General features: G+C 71.2%; 12 protein-coding genes. 3 read left to right on the top strand and 9 right to left on the bottom strand.

The window, feature by feature from the left end; translation table 11 throughout:
* Positions 1 to 214 precede the first annotated feature (214 nt).
* On the bottom strand, positions 215 to 1,135 hold the full coding sequence (locus IC605_RS16620) for a tyrosine-type recombinase/integrase (protein WP_216326702.1): 921 nt from the start codon (positions 1,133 to 1,135) through the stop codon (positions 215 to 217).
* 321 nt (positions 1,136 to 1,456) lie between these two features.
* Positions 1,457 to 2,140, bottom strand: a complete 684-nt coding sequence (locus IC605_RS16615; protein WP_216326699.1) for a DUF1990 family protein — start codon at positions 2,138 to 2,140, stop codon at positions 1,457 to 1,459.
* A gap of 594 nt (positions 2,141 to 2,734) precedes the next feature.
* Between IC605_RS16615 and IC605_RS16610 the strand changes: the two genes are divergently transcribed.
* Positions 2,735 to 5,191: an apiosidase-like domain-containing protein gene (locus IC605_RS16610; RefSeq protein WP_216326696.1), complete on the top strand. Its 2,457-nt coding sequence runs from the start codon at positions 2,735 to 2,737 to the stop codon at positions 5,189 to 5,191.
* 504 nt (positions 5,192 to 5,695) lie between these two features.
* Here the strand turns inward: IC605_RS16610 and IC605_RS16605 are convergent.
* Positions 5,696 to 6,781: a saccharopine dehydrogenase family protein gene (locus tag IC605_RS16605; RefSeq protein WP_216326694.1), complete on the bottom strand. Its 1,086-nt coding sequence runs from the start codon at positions 6,779 to 6,781 to the stop codon at positions 5,696 to 5,698.
* A gap of 96 nt (positions 6,782 to 6,877) precedes the next feature.
* Between IC605_RS16605 and IC605_RS16600 the strand changes: the two genes are divergently transcribed.
* Positions 6,878 to 10,102, top strand: a complete 3,225-nt coding sequence (locus IC605_RS16600) for an alpha-mannosidase (protein WP_216326693.1) — start codon at positions 6,878 to 6,880, stop codon at positions 10,100 to 10,102.
* 29 nt (positions 10,103 to 10,131) lie between these two features.
* On the opposite strand, the gene IC605_RS16595 is transcribed toward IC605_RS16600, so the two are convergent.
* The 5 genes from IC605_RS16595 to IC605_RS16575 all read right to left on the bottom strand — a co-directional run bounded on the left by IC605_RS16595 (position 10,132) and on the right by IC605_RS16575 (position 14,614).
* Positions 10,132 to 10,524 (bottom strand): MmcQ/YjbR family DNA-binding protein, encoded by a 393-nt coding sequence (locus tag IC605_RS16595; protein WP_343216644.1) that lies wholly within the window; start codon positions 10,522 to 10,524, stop codon positions 10,132 to 10,134.
* Between the two features lie 163 nt (positions 10,525 to 10,687).
* Positions 10,688 to 11,581: a carbohydrate ABC transporter permease gene (locus IC605_RS16590; RefSeq protein WP_343216643.1), complete on the bottom strand. Its 894-nt coding sequence runs from the start codon at positions 11,579 to 11,581 to the stop codon at positions 10,688 to 10,690.
* Entirely contained in the window at positions 11,578 to 12,465 is an 888-nt protein-coding gene (locus IC605_RS16585; RefSeq protein ID WP_216326690.1) for a carbohydrate ABC transporter permease, read from the bottom strand. The genes IC605_RS16590 and IC605_RS16585 overlap by 4 nt, the downstream gene beginning before the upstream one ends.
* Before the next feature lie 184 nt (positions 12,466 to 12,649).
* Positions 12,650 to 13,924, bottom strand: coding sequence for an extracellular solute-binding protein (locus IC605_RS16580; protein ID WP_246580947.1), 1,275 nt, complete (start codon positions 13,922 to 13,924; stop codon positions 12,650 to 12,652).
* 312 nt (positions 13,925 to 14,236) lie between these two features.
* Positions 14,237 to 14,614 carry a hypothetical protein gene (locus IC605_RS16575; RefSeq protein ID WP_216326687.1) on the bottom strand — a complete coding sequence of 126 codons (378 nt, stop codon included), beginning with the start codon at positions 14,612 to 14,614 and terminating at the stop codon, positions 14,237 to 14,239.
* A gap of 135 nt (positions 14,615 to 14,749) precedes the next feature.
* Between IC605_RS16575 and IC605_RS16570 the strand changes: the two genes are divergently transcribed.
* On the top strand, positions 14,750 to 15,685 hold the full coding sequence (locus tag IC605_RS16570; protein ID WP_216326686.1) for a DUF808 domain-containing protein: 936 nt from the start codon (positions 14,750 to 14,752) through the stop codon (positions 15,683 to 15,685).
* Positions 15,686 to 15,798: 113 nt separating this feature from the next.
* On the opposite strand, the gene IC605_RS16565 is transcribed toward IC605_RS16570, so the two are convergent.
* A complete protein-coding gene (locus IC605_RS16565) occupies positions 15,799 to 16,947 on the bottom strand; it encodes an MFS transporter (protein WP_343216642.1) in 1,149 nt (382 codons plus the stop codon).
* Positions 16,948 to 16,985: the final 38 nt, after the last annotated feature.

Raw genomic sequence — 16,985 nt, 5'->3', positions numbered from 1 at the left:
GCGTCCCGTCTCTCCTGCCGTGAGGTGGGATGAAGGCTGGGGCGGTGTGCCTCATAGAGTGGGCGGAACCTGATCTCGGCTCCTCCCCCTCGTGGGGAACTGGGACAGCTCGCACCGCGAAAGGCTGGGAGGGGGATGGACGGCGCAGCCGTTCCGGCCCTACCGCCCCTCCCAGCGCGCCCCGCCCGAGTCCCGGCGGGCGCGACCGGGCGGCTCAGGGGTCCTGGTGTTCCTGCTCCTCCGCCCGCTCGCGGCGCACCCGCTCCAGCCGCATGTAGGGCTGCACAGCCTCCAGGGTGCCGAAGCCGAGCTGGGCGGCGACGAGTTGGGGGTCGCCCGTCTCCTGCCACAGCCGCACGGCGTAGCGGTGGCGCAGGGAGCGCCAGGCCTTGTACGTCACGTTCGCCCGCCTGCATAGCCGGAAGAGCCGCCCCCGGACGGCGTGGTCGGTGAGCGAGAAGACCGAGCCCCGCGCGAACAGCACACCCCCGCTGCGGTTGGCCCAGGTCCGCAGCGCGTCCGTGAGCCGCTCGCTCGCCAGGATTTCGCGCCCGTGGACCCGCAGCACGTCGCCGCTCAGCTCGATGTCCTCCCAGGTCAGGCGCGCGGTCTCGCCCGTCGTCAGCCCCACGTCGGCCCCCAGCAGCACGAGGGCTCGCTCCTCGTCGTCGGCGTGGGCCACGAGGCGGGCCACCTCGTCCTCGTCGTAGAGGCTCTTGTCCTCGCCGGGCCGGAAGCGCAGGTCCGGGCCCTTCACCTCCCCGAAGGGGTCGAAGTCGGGCCCCACCACCCCGAGTTCGCGCAGGGCGTGATAGAGGGCCCGCGCCCGCGACAGCAGCACCCGCTGGGTGGCCGGGGCGTGCCCCGCGATGGCCGCCAGGTACCCCGCCGCGAAGCCCGGCGACGGCGTGAGCAGCGATTCTCCCTGCTCCTGCGCGTAGGTCACGAGTTTCTTGATTCCGCTCAGGGTGTTTTTCAGCGTCGTGGGGTTCTCCCGCCCGTCGGGCAGGTGCCCTTTCAGGATCGGCCACGCCGCGTCGAGTTCGTGCCGCAGCAGCGCGCGCCGCACCTTTTCCGCCTGCCCATCCTCGGAAGCGGCACGCAAGGCTTTGTGGAACACCGAGGGGTCGCTCATGGCATCAAATTAATGCAGATGGGGGCTGTTGGTGCGAGGGAGCAGACAAGGGTCAACTACGGATTCAAACGGGGCGGGGCCGCAGCCGCTTGCCCAAGATTGCCGTCGCACGTTCCAGGGTGCGCAGGGTGACGGCGTGATTGTCGGGATCAAGCAGGTCGCCTACGGCAGGGCTGGTCTCCGTCGTCTCATCTCTTGCTTGATCCGAGACGCGATCACCCGTCTGACGACAACCGCCTGGGCATCCGCCAACAGGCCATCCTCCACCGCGAGGCCGCCGAAGCTGCTCCCGACGTGTTGATCTGTCGGCCCACCCCCGCCTCAGGCGTGGTCGGCGGTCTCCAGGCTCGCCCCGACCGGCACCTCGGGCATCTCGGGGAGGTGGTAGGTGTGTTCCAGGGTGTGCATCTCCAGCGACTCGTGGCCCCGGTTCTGAATCTGCCCGCCCGCGTACCGCGCCACGCTCGTCAGGGTCAGCTCCCAGTTGCGGCGCTGGGCCGCGTGGACGCCGAAGATGTACGCGAGGCGGTCGAACTGCGAGTTCACCCGCAGCAGCGACTCGATCTGGAGGACCATCCGCCCGCGCTCCTCGCCCGGATACACCCGGAAGTCGGAGGTGCCCGCGTCGGGGTGCAGCCGCAGGGTCCGGACCCGGAAGCCGAGCGGGTCCACATGCTCGATGACGACCCGGCCACGCCGGATCAGCAGCATCTGAATCTGCAAGCGGTCGCCCTTCCTCACGGGCGGCACGGGGTGGTCGAGGCCCCTGAACCACGCCAGCCACTTCGGGGCGTGCTCGGGCAGGTGGTTGCGCCAGTGGTCGGCCACTTCCTCGGGCGTGTGGGTGGCCCCCTCGATCTCCACCCAGTAGCGGCGGCGGGTCAGCGGCCCCACGCCGTCCTCGGGGGTGGACGGGCGCAGGGGGTCGGCGGGGCCCTTGAGGGCGTAGGCCCCCAGGGCCAGGGCGGGCAGCGCCAGCAGGGGCAGGGGAGAGCGGCAGGGCATGGGTGGACCTCCAGGCGGGAACGGGAAGGGAAGAGGGCGAAACGACGCGGGCACGATACCGGGTGTGCCCCGGCGGACGGGGAGGGCGGGGTTCATCGAGAGGCAAGGAACGGGGCGCAGGGGCCGCCGCTCCCGCCCGCCCTGGGTGATCCCCCGTCCCCCCGGTCCCGGCTTGCCCCAGCCCCCCGGTTCCCGCATAATGGACAGGCCGCAGGTGCGGCGTCCCGTCCGAGAGGTCTGAGAGACGCCCCTGACGATAACCGAAGCTCCCGGCGCTGCCCCTACGCGGCTCCACCCCCACCGACGGCCCACCCTGTCGTGGAGTTTCGGTGATCACGGCATTTCCCCGAGGTACAGATGACCGCCACCCAGCCGCCTCCCCTCTCGCCCCCACCCGCCTCCCGGACTCCTGGCAGGGGAGAGGGAGGCGGCCCTGTTCCGGCACCTCCGTCAGCAGGAGATCAAGAATCTTCTGTACCTCATGCAGCAGGCCCACTCCGCGCGGTTCACGCCTTCTCGGCGACCGGAACACAGTCTACCCGGGGAGGGAGAGGGCGGTGCTCCCGCGTCCCTCCCCGGTCAAGGAGAATTCTCATGCCGACCTTCCCGAGCCTGAACCTCTTGACCGCCGCCGTCCTCACCCTGGGCCTGCTGTCGTCCGGGTGTGCCGCACCCGGGGACGTCATGGCCCAGACGGCACCGGCGACCGCCACACCTGCCCGTGCGTTGAAAATCATGCCGCTGGGGGACTCGATCACCGACGGGTATAACGTGCCGGGCGGCTACCGCACCGAGCTGTACCGCCGGCTGTCGCCGCAGGTGCCCGGGTTGAATTTCGTCGGGTCCATGAGCAACGGTCCCGGCACCCTGGCCGACCGTGACCACGAGGGCCACAGCGGCTGGCGCATCGACGAACTCGCGGCCAAGGTGAACGACTGGCTCGGCCACGCTCAGCCCGACGTCATCTTGCTGATGATCGGCACGAACGACATCATCCAGAACCGAGACCTGCCGGGGGCGCCCGCCCGGCTGGGCCGTCTGCTCGACCAGATCAGCGCCCGGCGCCCGAACACATGGATTCTCGTCTCTTCCCTCCCGCCGCTGCAAAATCCCGATGAGAATCGCCGGGTGGGGCAGTACAACGCGGCCATCCCCGGGATAGCCAAGAGTCGGGCTGATCAGGGGAAGAAAATCACCTTCGTGAATGTGGGGGCCGCGCTGACCCTCGCCGACCTGGCCGACGGGGTGCATCCCACCGTGAGTGGCTACAACAAGCTCGCCGACCTCTGGTACCAGGCACTGCGGCAGACGCTGGGGGTGGTCCAAGTGCAGCCTGCGCCCGCTTCCGTCTCCCTGGAGCCCGCACCGGGTGGAAGCGTTGTAAACGAGTCCGGCGCCTCTCACGGGACGGCACTGGGGTTGTGGTCGGCGAGCCACCGCGCCCGGTTCGTGGTGCCCGCCCATCTGCCCGCCGGGGTCTACGCCCTGCGGCTGACGGCCCGCGCCGACGAGTACCAGGGCTGGCCGGTCGTCGCGTTGAAACGGGGTGGCGCCCGACTCGGGACCGCCACCGTGAACTCGAAGACCTACGCCTCCTATGTCCTGGGCACGACCTCCCTCGCTCCCGGACAGACCCTGGAGATCGAGTACACCAACGACGCGCTCGGAACCAAGGTGGGCGAGGACCGCAACGCCATCATCGACCACCTCACCCTGGTCCCGGCCCAGGCCCGCGCCCCACAGAACACCGCCCGGACCGCTCAGCCGACAGCGACCGGAAGCCGCCTGACCGTCTCCGCCGACGGGCGGCGGCTGCAACACGCGGACGGGCGGCCCTTCCTGTACTGGGCGGACACCGGGTGGGAGGCGTTCCACCGCCTCAACCGCGACGACGCGCGCCAGTATCTTCAGAGGCGCAGGGAGCAGGGCTTCACCGTCATCCAGGCCGTGGCGCTCGCCGAGATGGACGGTCTGACCGTTCCCAACGCCCAGGGCGACCTGCCCCTGGTCGGGAAAGACCCCGCCCGGCCCGCCACGACCCCGGGCAACAACCCCGCCGTCGCCGCAGAGTACGACTACTGGGACCATGTGGACTACGTGGTGAATCAGGCCGCCTCGCTGGGCCTGACGGTCGCCCTGCTGCCGAGCTGGGGGCGCTGGGTGAACAACGAGCCTATCTTCACCCCGGCCTCGGCGCGCAGCTATGGCCGCTTCCTGGGGCAGCGCTACAGGGACAAGCCGGTCATCTGGGTCCTGGGCGGCGACCGGGTGCCCGAGACGGAGGCACAGCGCGCAATCTGGCAGGCGATGGCCCAGGGCATCGAGCAGGGCGTGGGCGGGCGTGACCGGGCCCTGCTCACCTACCACCCCCACGGGGGCAAGACCTCCGCCGAGTACTTCCACGACGAGCCCTGGCTGGACTTCAACCTGTGGCAGACCGGGCACTGCCGCGACCAGCAGGAGGCGCAGAAGGTGCTTGGTACTTACAAACGCACGCCGATCAAGCCGGTGATCAACGCCGAGCCGGTGTACGAGGACCACGCGATCTGCCACGACCGCAAAAACGGCCTTTCCGATGGGGTGGACGTACGCAATGTGGCGTACTGGAGCATGTTCGCGGGGGCGGCGGGGCACGGGTACGGCCACCGGCTGATTTGGGGCTTCGACGTGTACGACGGGGACAAGGCGTGGCAAAAGGCCCTCTCGGCGCCAGGTGCCGCGCAGCTCCGTCACCTCAAGACATTGCTCGAATCACGCCCGGTCCAGGGCAGGAGTCCGGACGAGACGCTGGTGAGGAGCAGCTTCACGGGAACGCGGCCCGTCGTGGCGCTGCGGGGCCAGGACTACGCGTGGCTGTACCTCCCGGACGGCGGCACGGTCACGGTGACGCTGGGCCGCGTGCGGGGTGAACGGGTGCGCGCGTCGTGGTTCGACCCCCGCACCGGGCGCAGGAGCGGGATCGGCACCTTCGCCAACTCGGGCGAGCGGACCTTCAACGCCCCCTCGGGTGGGCGCGGCAAGGACTGGGTGCTCCTGATCGAGAACCCCTGACACGAACTCCGTACGGTCCGCGGAGCTGCGGAGCAAGCCCGCGGAGCTCTGCGGGGCAGCTCCGCGAATCCGCAGGAGAGGGACGGAGTGAGGCTTGGCGGGCCCCGCTGCTCTCTCCGGACGCGGGTGCAGGTCTGGACCATGCGGGCCGGCCTTCCCCCGAACAGGAGAGGGCTGAACGGAATCTCCTGCTCTGGTCGGGCATTCGTGTCGGCGTGCGCCCTCGCCACCTCGTGTAGATGCGTGGTGTGACGACCGCCTCACAGCGGTGGCCGGACGAGTTGCGGGTGTCCGTCCGGCCCTGCGTGGCGTTGAGGGGGGTGCTTTCCTCCCCAGGGCGGAGCGGAGTACCGCGATCAGACCGACTTGCTTTGGTTCCAGAACGTCCGGGCAAGCCCCGTAAGGCCTTCCATCGCCGCCAGCCGGTACCTTTTGTTGGTCGCTCTGTTGCGCAACTTCGCAAGGCCGCTCGGTTGATTCCCACGAATCCAGCGCACACGGGGATCAGCGGGGAGTGGGTGCTCCGCCGTCCGTTTCGAACCCACCGAGCAAAGCCACACCCGGCAGGGTCGTCACGAAGTCCCGGCCGAACGCCTGCGAGGGTGTCCAGGCCCCGGCGGGCACGCCCCCCGCCAGCACGCGCACCATCGACGCGAGGGCCGCCTCCACCGTGAAGCGGTAGGCCTCCGGCCCGAGGAGTTTCGCCGCGCGCGTGCGCCCCGCCGGGTCGGTGACCTCCCCCCAGACGACGGTCCGGCCCTCCCTCATCTCGGTCTCGCTCGGTCCCTTCGCGCGGCCCGCCCGCTCCCGGAGGAGGCGCCGCACGGCGGGTCGCCGCAGCAGGGGCGCCGCGAGTCCGCTTCCCCGCATCACGAACGCGGCGGCGGGGGGCACGGCGAGGTACGTCTCCACCGTGGGGATGCCCGTGGAGTAATAGGCGCTCGCCACGTCGCCCCAGGGGATGCTCACCGCCATGAAGGTCACGCCGTCATGCTCCACCCGCCATGTCCGGGCGGCGACGGGCTCGCGGACGAGGAGGCCGCCCTGACGGCTCAGCCCGCCCTCCCCGGCGCCCTCAGCCATCGTGATCGCCGTGCCCCGGCTGACGGTGCCGCCACGAAAGGCGAGGCGCAGACGGGTGGCCGTGGGCAGCGCGTGGGCGAGGTGTGCCGCCACCCCGTCGGTGGGCACCACGTCGAAGCCGACGCCGGAGACCGCCACGATGCCCGCCCGCCGCGCCTCGGGGCCGCGCCAGTGCAGCCCCTCCAGCACGGCGTGCTCCCCGGTGATGTCGAGGTAATGGGTGCCCGTCTCCAGGCAGCCCCGGAGCATGGGCGGGTGCGTTCGGGAGAAGGGACCCGCGCCGTGCAGGACGAGCGAGACGCCCTCCAGCTTCCGGGCGACCTCGGCGGGGGTGTCCAGGCCGAAGACGCGGGCCTCCAGGCCCAGTTCCCGGGCCAGGGGCTCGACGGCCTCGCGGGAACGTCCGGCGAGGATCGGCGTGAGCCCCCGGCGGACCGCCTCCCGGGCGATCAGCCTGCCCGTGAAGCCGTTCGCGCCGTAGATCATCGGGCGGGGTTGTAGGGTCATGGCACAGCATAGGCGCGGGGGCCACGTCCCCGCCGGTGTGAAAACATCGGGGAAAGGGCGGCACTTTCCCCCGCAGGCCCGAGAAGGCGAGGACCCATGAACCCCAGCGATCCCGTCCAACAGGTACTCCAGCACCTCACCCCCCGGCTCACCGAACTCGGCGCCTGGCGCGACCGCCACGCCCTGCCCCTGTGCGGCGGCACCTTCCAGGCGGAGGGGCAGACGTTTCCGATCAGCGAGGGTGACCCCTGGCCCGCCCGCGCCCTGCCCGTCACCCTCCGCTTCACCGTCCGCGTTCCCCGGGAGTGGCGCGGCCAGCCCGTCCACATCCGCCTCCAGCCCGGCGGCGAGGGACTCCTGCGGGTGAACGGCGAGGCGGTCGGCGGGCTCAACCCCTACCACCTCGAACATCCCGTGCTGACGCGGGCCGAGGGGGGCGAGGAATTGAACATCGAGCTGGACGTCGTGCCGCGCGGCCTGTTCGGCACGCCCGTCCAGGCCAACGCCTTACGCACGGCCCGCCTGATCGTGCCCGACGGGGACGTGCGCGGGCTGCTGGAGGACTTCGGGGCCGCGCAGGACGCCGCCGGGCAACTCGTGCGCGCCGGGCGGGGAGACATCGCCGCCCTCGTCGCCGACGCGTTGCGGGGCGCCCTCGCGCTCGTGCGGATGGACCGGGGCGACACGGAGGCCTACCTCTCCCGCCTCGCGCACGGTCCCCTCGCCGAGCGGCTGGAACAGCTCGCCCAGACGCCCACCTCCGCCGGGACGCTCGCGGAGCTGGGTCTGATGCCCTCTGCCGGGCAGTCTCTCGCCTCCTTGTGGGAGGAGTACACCTTCCCGCCGCCCGAGGGGGCCTTCCCGGACGCGGGCCGCCCCTGGCTCGCCGCCGCCCGCGCGGCCCTCTCGGCGTCCCTGGGCATCATCCGGGAACGCTACCCCGCCGAGGGCCGCCTGTGGCTGACCGGGCACGCGCACCTCGACCTCGCGTGGCTGTGGCCGACCGGGGAGACCCGGCGCAAGGCGCGGCGGACCTTCGCCACCGTCCTGAACCTGATGGAGCGCTCCCCGCACTTCCACTTCAACCAGTCGAGCGCCCAGCTCTACGCCTGGGTGGAGGAGGATGACCCGGCCCTCTTCGAGCGTGTCCGGGAGCGGGTGCGCGAGGGCCGCTGGGACGTGGTGGGCGGCATGTGGGTCGAGCCCGACGGCAACCTGACCTCGGGGGAGGCGTGGGCGCGCCAGCTCCTGTACGGGCAGCGGTACTTCGAGAGCCGCTTCGGCAAGCGGGCGCGGGTGGCGTGGCTGCCCGACACCTTCGGCTACGCGGCGAACCTCCCGCAATTTCTGCGGCAGGCGGACCTCCCGTATTTCTTCACCACCAAGCTGACCTGGAACGAGACGAACGCCTTCCCGTACGACCTCTACCGCTGGGAGGCGCTCGACGGCTCGCGGGTCCTCGCGCACAGCTTCCGCAACCCCAACGAGGGGTACAACGGCCAGGTCGTCGCCCTCGACCTGTTTGAAACGTGGCGCAATTTCAAGGGGAAGCGGGCGCACGACACCTCCCTCTTCGCCTACGGGTACGGGGACGGCGGCGGCGGCCCGACGGCAGAGATGCTCGAACGCAAGGCGCGGCTGTGCGACTTCCCTGGCCTGCCGCGCCTCGTGACCGGGCGGGTCGAGGACTTCTACGCGGAGGTGAGGCAAGACGGCCTGCCCGTCTGGGTCGGCGAGCAGTACCTGGAGCTGCACCGGGGCACCTACACCACCCAGGGCCGGGTCAAGTTCCTCAACCGCCGCGCCGAGCACACCCTCGTGGAGGCCGACGCGGCGGCGGCCCTCGCCCGGCGTCTGGCGGGGATGGAAGCTCCACGCGAGGAGCTGTACGGGGCGTGGACCACCCTCCTGCGCAACCAGTTCCACGACATCCTGCCGGGCTCGGGCATCCACACGGTGAACGCGCAGGCGCGCGAGGAGCTGGCCTCGGTCCTGGAAACGGCGCGGGGAATCCGTGACGCCGCGTTGAGTGCCCTCTCCGCGCAGGTTCAGCGGGACGGCGAGGCGGTCGTCGTGTGGAACCTGGCGGGAGTGGACCGTCCCCTTCGCGCCCGGATCGAGTGGCCCCAGGACCGACCCGTCCGCTTCACGACTTCCGACGGGACAGAGGTCGCCACCCACCGCGAGGGGGGGACGCTGCACCTTCACGCGCCGGACACACTCGTCCCCGGTTTGGGATATACGACGCTCCTCATCCGGGAGGTCCAACCCACTCCCCCTCCCCCGGTGAACCCGGACGACCTCGTGCTGGAGAATGACCGGCTGCGGGTCGAGGTGGCGGAGGACGGCACGCTCGCCTCCGTGTACGACAAGACGCTGGGCCGCGAGGCGCTGGGCGGGCGCGGCAACCAGCTCTGGGCGCACGAGGACCTGCCTCGGTTGTGGGACGGCTGGGATGTGGACGCCCACGACCTGACGGGCGGGCAGGAGGTCACGGCGCAAGGGCGGCCCACCCGCGTGTCGAGCGGGACGCGCCAGAGTGTGCGGGTGCTGCGCCGGGTCGGGAACGCGGAGATCGAGCAGTTCTACCACCTCGACGCCGGGCGGCCCCGGCTGGAAGTCGAGACGCGGCTGCGCTGGACGGGACGCCGGACGATGCTGCGCGCCCGCTTTCCCCTGAACGTCCGCGCGCTGCACGCGACCTTCGAGACCGCCTTCGGGGCCGTGACCCGCCCCACCCACCGCAACACGTCGTGGGAGGCGGCGCAGTTCGAGGTGCCCGCCCACCGCTGGGCCGACCTCAGCGAGGGGGACTTCGGGGTCAGCCTGCTCAACGACGGCAAGTACGGGCACGGGGCCGGGCCGGGGATGCTGAGCCTGACCCTGCTGCGCTCGCCCGTCTACCCCGACCCGCGCGCGGACGAGGGCGAGCAGACCTTCACCTACGCCCTCTACCCCCACCCCGGCGACTGGCGGGGCGGCACGACGGACGAGGCCGCCGACCTGAACGCGCCCCTCGTCGCCGTCCACAGCGAGCGGCCCGAACCCGGCGCGGCGCTCGACCTCCAGGCCCACCTCGTGACCGTCCAGCCGGGCGGCCTGCGTCTCGCGGCCCTCAAGGAGGCGGAGGAGGGGGACGCCCTCGTCGTGCGGCTGTACGACGCCCACGGCACGCGCGGCACGGCGGAGGTCGAACTGCACCCGGCCCTGGGCAGGGGCGACTGGGAGCGGGTGAACTTCCTGGAAGAGCCCGCCGCCGATCCCGGGGACCTCCGCTTCGGCCCCTTCACGGTCCTGACGCTGAGGCGACGGGAGGGCTGACACTCTTTACGGGATGGGGCGCCCGCCCCTCACCGGGTGGGCAGCCGCTCCCGCACCCGCCGTGGCAAATTCCTCCCCACCACGAGGTCGTAGGAGTGTTCCAGCAACTCGCGGGTCAGGCTGTCCGGCAGCGTCCCGTCGAGCGGCAGGAAGACCCAGTGCCCCCCGAAGTACAGGGCGGGGACGATCTGCGGGTACGCCTCTCGCAGAAGGCCCGACCGCTCGGGCTCGCACTTGACGAGCACGCGCAGTGGGTCTTCCGTGATGTCCACCATCGCGTACATCCGCCACACCGGGGGGCCCCCGTCCGGGTCCTCGCCGCCCACCTTGAAGGTCAGGTTGCGCGAGTCGAAGGGGAAGGTTTCCCTCGTTCCCGGCAGGAGCGCACACGCCCCGCGCACGTCGGCGACGAGCCGCATCATGAGGCCTCCGGTGTGGGGGTCATGCCTCCAAACCAGCGGGCGAGAGAGTCGGAAATTGAAAATCCGTGCGCATACCTTGACGTTCGCCGCATACCACGCTCTACTTTTGACCATCAGCGGCCCGAGCGGTCGCTTTTTTCTTTCTGGTCCGGAGGTCCGCTCCTCAGTCCTTGACCGCGCCCCCCGCGATGCCCGCCACGAAGAGGCGTTGCAGCGCCAGGAACAGGATCAGGAAGGGGATGGTGGCGATGGCCGTGCCCACCATGATCCCGCCCCACGACACGCGCGTCAGGCCGACGAGGGTGCCCAGCGCGACGGGCATGGTGTAGCTGTCTTTCTGCGTCAGGACGATCAGGGGCCACAGGTAGTCGTTCCAGCTCGCCAGGAAGAGCAGGATGGCGAGCGCGGCGAGGGCGGGCCGCACGATGGGCAGCGCGATCTGCCAGAAGATGCGCCACTCGTTCGCCCCGTCGATGCGCGCGGCGTTCAGCAGATCGTTCGGCACCGTCTGGAACGCCTGCCGCATGTAGAAGATGCCGATGGTGTTCGCCAGCGTGGGCAGCACGACCGCCCAGTACGTGTTGCTCAGCCCCAGGTCGCGCGCCACGAGGATGAACTGCGGGATGATCGTCACGAAGGTGGGGATCGTCAGCGTCGCCAGGATCAGCCCGAAGAGGAGGTTGCGCCCCGGGAAGGCGTACTTCGAGAAGGCGTACCCGCCCATGCTGGTGAGCAGCATGCTGAGCAGGGTGTACAGGGTGGCGATGACCACGCTGTTCGCCAGCGTCCGCAGGAAGTTGGTGTCAGCCTGGAGTCCCCGGAAGTTCTCCACGAAGGCGCCGCCGAACCACAGCGGGGGGTTGGGCGAGAAGATCGCCGTCTCCGGGTGCGTGCTGAACACCAGCATCAGCCACAGCGGCGCGAGGAAGAGCAGCGCGAGCGGGATCAAGGCGAGGTGCAACCAGAAGGCGGCGGCCCGCCTCTGGGCCCTCATCCCCCCCGGCTGCGCCGCCGTCACCTGCGCGGGCGCGGCGGAGTCTGCCCGCCGGACCGTCACGACTCCCTCCCGAAGAGCCGGAGCTGGATCGCGCTGAAGATCGCCGCGAGCGCCGCCACCGTGTACGCGATGGCGCTCGCGTAGCCGAAGTTGAAGGAGCGGAAGCCCTGCTGGTAGAGGTACGTCCCCAGCGTCATCGTCGCGTTGCCGGGGCCGCTGTTGGTGATCAGGGCGGGCTCGGTGAACAGTTGCAGCGTCCCGATGATGCTCAGCACGACGCAGAAGAGCAGGGTCGGGCGCAGCAGCGGCAGGGTGATCTTCCAGAACTGCTGCCAGGGGGTCGCCCCGTCGATGGCCGCCGCCTCGTACACCTCCTCGCTGATGCCCTGGAGGCCCGCCAGCAGGATGATCGCGTTGTAGCCCGTCCAGCGCCACGTCATCGCCAGGATGATCACCGCCATCGCGGGCCCGGGCTGGTTGAGCCAGTCCACCGGGCCGAGCCCCAGCCCCGTCAGCCCCCGGTTCACCATCCCGAAGTCGCTGTTGAACAGCAGCCGGAACACCGCCGAGTACGCCACCGTCCCCACCACCAGCGGCGCGAAGAAGGCGAAGCGAAAGAGGCCCCGGAGTTTCAGGAGGCGGCTGTTCAGGGCCACCGCCAGCGCCGTCGCCAGCGTCAGCATGATGGGCACCTGGAGCACCAAGATGAGCAGCGTGTTCCTGAGCGCCGTGAGAAAGAACTCGTCCCCGACGAGCCGTGACCAGTTGGCGAAGCCGAAGGGGGCGGTCGCTCCCAGCCGCGAGTCGCGGAAGCTCATCAGGAACGAGCTGACGATGGGCCACGCCCAGAAGGTCGCGAAAATCAGCAGGTACGGCAGGATGAACAGATACGGCGCGCTGGGAACGCGGCGCCGGGAACGGCGGGGCGCGGGAACAGTGGTCATGGGTCCACCTCAGGGCGGCGGGGCGGGGTGGCGGGAACCGCGCGGGCCCCTCTCCCCCCGCCCCGGGTCGTCTGTCTTCATGGGGGCGTCAGCCGGAACATTGTCACCCCGCGAGCAGCGTCTCCTTCGGGGCAGGGGGGAGGCTTCGCCCCACTCGGCACGGCGCCCCGCGGTGCCGAGCGCCCTAGCGTGCCACCGGCAGGCCCGTCGCGCTGCTGATCTTGCGGGCGGCGTCGTTCAAAGCCTCCTGGGCCGTCTTGTAGCGGCCCTTCACGAAGTCCGACTGCACGACGATCATGACCTGCCGGGCGTCCTGGAAGTACTGGGTGCCGCGCGCCTGGGGCACGTCGCCGAGGGTGTTCAGGACCGTCTGCCAGATGCGCTGGTTGCCCCAGTAGGCCTGCGGCTGCGCGGCGTAGGGGTCGCGGGTCGCGGCGAGCAGGCTCGGCACCAGCCCCTGCGACTTGAGCATGGTGACCTGCCCGTCGGTGGTGCCCAGCGCGTGCTGGAGGAAGGCGTAGGCGGCGGCCTTGTTGCGGCTGGCGCTCGGAATGGCGAGGGCGCTGCCGCCGAGATTGGCCGCGCGCACGCCGCCCACGCGGCTGGCGGGCATCGGGAACACGCCCCACTTGCCGCGCTGGTCGGGGGCGTTCGTGCGGACGGTGCCCTCGTACCACGCGCCGAACATCGCGCCCGCCGTCTTCCCGGCCTTGATGTTCGTGATCTGCCCGCCCCAGTCGCCCGTCGCCACCACATTCGCGTCGTAGAGCCGCTTGATGGTGTTGAGCGCCGCGACGCAGCCCGGCCGGGCGACCGTGACCTGCCTGGCCTCGTTGTCGAAGTAGAAACAGCCGTTCTGGTTGGCGAGCATCCGGAACCACTCGTCGTCCTGCCCGTTGGAGATCGTCGCCATCTTGACGCCGTTCCCGAACTTGGCGTTCATCTTCCGCCCCGCCGCGATAAAGTCGTCCCAGGTGTTGATCGTGGCCGGGTTGACTCCCGCCTGCTGGTAGAGGTCCCGGCGGTAGAACATCACGACCGGGCCCGAGTCCCAGGGCATCGCGTATCTTCTGCCGTTCGCGGTGAGCTCCGTCCACTTGAAGGCCGGGAAATTTTGCACCAGCCGGTCCGCGCCCAGCGTGTTCAGGTCGGTGAAGCAGTCGGGAAAGCGCGCCCAGAAGACCTCGGCCTCGTTGTTCTCGATGGAGTACACGTCGGGGAGGTCGGCCCCGCCCGCCGCGCAGCCCGCCAGCCCCCGGTCGTACACGTTCTGGTTGCCGAGGTCCACCACGTTGACCTTCACGTTGGGGTATTTCTTGTTGAAGCCCGGCACCGTGCTTTGCAGCGCCTTGGCGGCCACGTCCCACGACCAGACGGTCACCGTGCCCGAGAGGTTCTGCCCCTGCGCGGCGGCGGCCGAGCCGAGGGCGAGGGCGGAGAGCAGGGTCAGTTTACGCATGGGGCCTCCAGAGGGGCGAGAAGGGTGGTGGCAGACGGCGTGAAGAGGGCGGGGCCCGTGGAGCGCCAGGTCCCGGTGAGGGTGTCGTTCCCGGGGCCAGGGCAGAGCGTCACGCGGGCGCGGCTCCGACACGAGAGAACATTCCCGGCGCGGAAGGAATGACTTGCGGGAATGACGCTCCGGCACGCTCCCTATTCCCGAACACTGGGAATCTGAACGTTCAACTCAGGTGCGACGAGCGTACTCTCGGGCCTGGGAAAAGTCAAAGAACTGCCCGGTGGCCTGCGCCCCGTTTTCCCCAGCCCACCCGGCTCAGGAGGGCAGCGAGATCACCGGGCGCGCGAGGCGCGGGGCCCGCTTGCGCCACTCTTCCCGCACGCGCCGCCGCAGGTGGGGGCCTTCTTCCTCCCACAGGAGCATCACGACGACGGCGGAGGTGACGATGCACAGCGCGCCGGTGTGGGGGCTGTCGAGCGCGAGGTCGCCCAGCACCGCCGCGAGGTTGAAGAGGAAAGCGCCCGTCCGCCGCCCCTCGGTCGCGCGCAGGCCGGGGGCGAGCAGGTGGCCGAGGGCCAGCCCGGCCAGCCCCAGGCCCAGCGCGGCGCCCCACCCGAAATCCAGCGCGAAGGCCAGGCCCTGGAGCAGCAAGGCGGTCCCCATGCCCCACAGCAGCAGGCGGCCAAAGCTCACGGGTTCCAGCATAAGGCACGCCCAGGGGAAGGACCCCGGCCGGGCTTGCTAGGCTGGAACCCTGATGGCCCCCTGGTACCCCTGCGTTGGTCTCCGCTGCTCTCTCCCTCCCCGCCCCCTCACCGGGAACGCCCGATGAGCGGCGGCCTCGTCGCCCTGCTCGACGATGTGGCGGCCATCGCCCGGCTCGCCGCCGCCTCCATCGACGACATCGGCGCGGCGGCGGGCAAGGCGGGCGCCAAGGCCGTCGGTGTGGTCGTGGACGACACCGCCGTCACGCCGCGGTATGTCACGGGCTTCTCGCCCGAGCGCGAGCTGCCGATCATCTGGCGCATCGCGCGGGGCTCGCTGCGCAACAAGGTGGTGTTCATCCTCCCGGTGGCGCTGCTGCTCAGCCAGTTCCTGCCGTGGGCGATCACCCCGATCCTGATGGTGGGCGCGGCCTACCTGTGTTTCGAGGGCGCCGAGAAGCTCTACGAGGCGGTCGTGGGCCACCCCGAGACGACCCACGAGGACGCGGCCAGGCAGTCGAGCCAGGCGCACGAGGAGCAGATGGTCTCAGGAGCGATCCGCACCGATTTCATCCTCTCGGCGGAGATCATGGCGATCTCGCTGGCGGAGGTCGCCGATCAGCCCTTCGCCCTGCGCGCCGTGATCCTCGTGGTCGTCGCGCTCCTGATCACCGCGCTGGTGTACGGGGTGGTCGGATTGATCGTGAAGATGGACGACCTCGGCCTGCGGCTGGCGAACGGCGACGGACCCGCCCGCCCGCTCGGGCGCGGGCTGGTGCGCGCGATGCCCGCCGTCTTGTCGGTGCTCTCCGTCGTCGGCACCGCCGCCATGCTGTGGGTCGGCGGGCACATCATCCTCGTCGGCCTGGAGGAATTCGGCTTCGGCGGCCTCGCCCACGCCCTGCACGAGGACGCCCTGGCCGTGGGCCACGCGGTGCCGGGCGCCCTGTCGGGCTTCGCCGAGTGGCTCGTGGAGACGCTGGGCTCCGCGCTGATCGGCGTGCTCCTGGGCGCCGTGATCGTGGCGGTCACGCACTTCCTGCCGAAGAAGGGGCACTGACGCCGCCCGGAGCCCCGGTGGGTGGCAGGCGGTCAGCCCTCCGCTCCGGTCAAAAGGGCGAGCCGCCCGGGGCGGCAGGCGGCTCCCCTCTTTTCCCTGACGGCTGAGGGCGCTCACGAACGCAGCGCGCGCCGCAGCCCGAGGGCGACGCCGAGGCACAGCAGGGTGATGCCGAGCAGCGTCAGGGGGATCGCCTGCCAGCCGAAGGCGTCCTTGAAGGCGCCGACGACCGGCGAGAAGACCACCGGGCCGAGGAACGCGCTGGCGAAGACGGAGGTCGTGGCCCCCGCCGTGGGCAGGGTGCGGGTCAGCCACACCAGCCCGGTCGTGAACACGGGCGCGAGGAACAGGCCCGTCAGCGCGTAGGCCACCCCGGCCGCCTCCGGCACCGCCGCCAGGGCGAGGCTCGCGGCGGCCAGCCCCAGCGAGAGGGTCACCAGCCGCGCGGGCGGGAGGCGCAGGGCCAGCGCCGCCGAGACCAGCCGCCCGGCCGTGAAGCTCACCCAGAAGAGCGACGTGAGAGGCGCCGCCCCCGCCGTGCTCAGCCCCAGCGCGTCTTGCAGGTGGGTGACCGCCCACGCCCCGATGCCGCCCTCCACCCCGACGTAGGTCAGAAACAGCAGCACGAAGCCCGGCAGCAGCAGGCGGGCCCGCCCGGTCGCCCGGGCTGAAGGGGGGGCGGCGGGGGTGTCCGGCCCGCTGACCCGGCGCAGGCTCAGCACCAGGGGAAGCAGCGCGGCGGCCAGAGCTGCGCAGCCGAGCAGGGGGAGGCGGAAGTCGCCGCCCGCGAGCCCCACCGCCAGGGGCGCGAGCACGGCGCCGACCCCGAAGCTCGCGCTGAGGAGGTTGAGCATGGAGGCGCTGCGCTCGCCGTACCCCGTGGACATCCAGACGTTGGTGGTGAGGTCGAGGACCCCGAAGCCCAGCCCGAGCAGCCCCGCAAAGGCGAGCGCGACCCCGAAGCCGGGGGCGAAGGCCAGCCCCAGGCCCCCGGCGGCCAGGAGGCCCAGCGCCAGCGTCGCGCGCCGGGGAGGCGACCAGCGCCGCGAGAGGGCCCCCGCCAGCAGCACGCCCGCAAAGGCCCCCGCCGAGTTAAGGCTGAGCAGCAGCGAGGCGCCCGTCGCACTCAGCCCGAACTGCCCGCTCAGGGTCGGCAGCGCCGGGCCCAGGACGGGATAGACCAGCCCAAGCAGCAGAAAAAGCCCGAGCCCGGAGGCGGCCAGCCTGCGCGGCGGCGTGCGGGCGGCCCTATGCAGCGTCACCCCCGCAGCATAGCCAGCCCCGGCGCGCGGGAGCGTCC

Origin of the sequence: Deinococcus aestuarii (assembly GCF_018863415.1) — a bacterium.
GTDB lineage: Bacteria > Deinococcota > Deinococci > Deinococcales > Deinococcaceae > Deinococcus > Deinococcus aestuarii.
The sequence above is the reverse complement of the archived record's forward strand: the minus strand, read 5'-3'. Positions and strand labels throughout refer to the sequence as shown.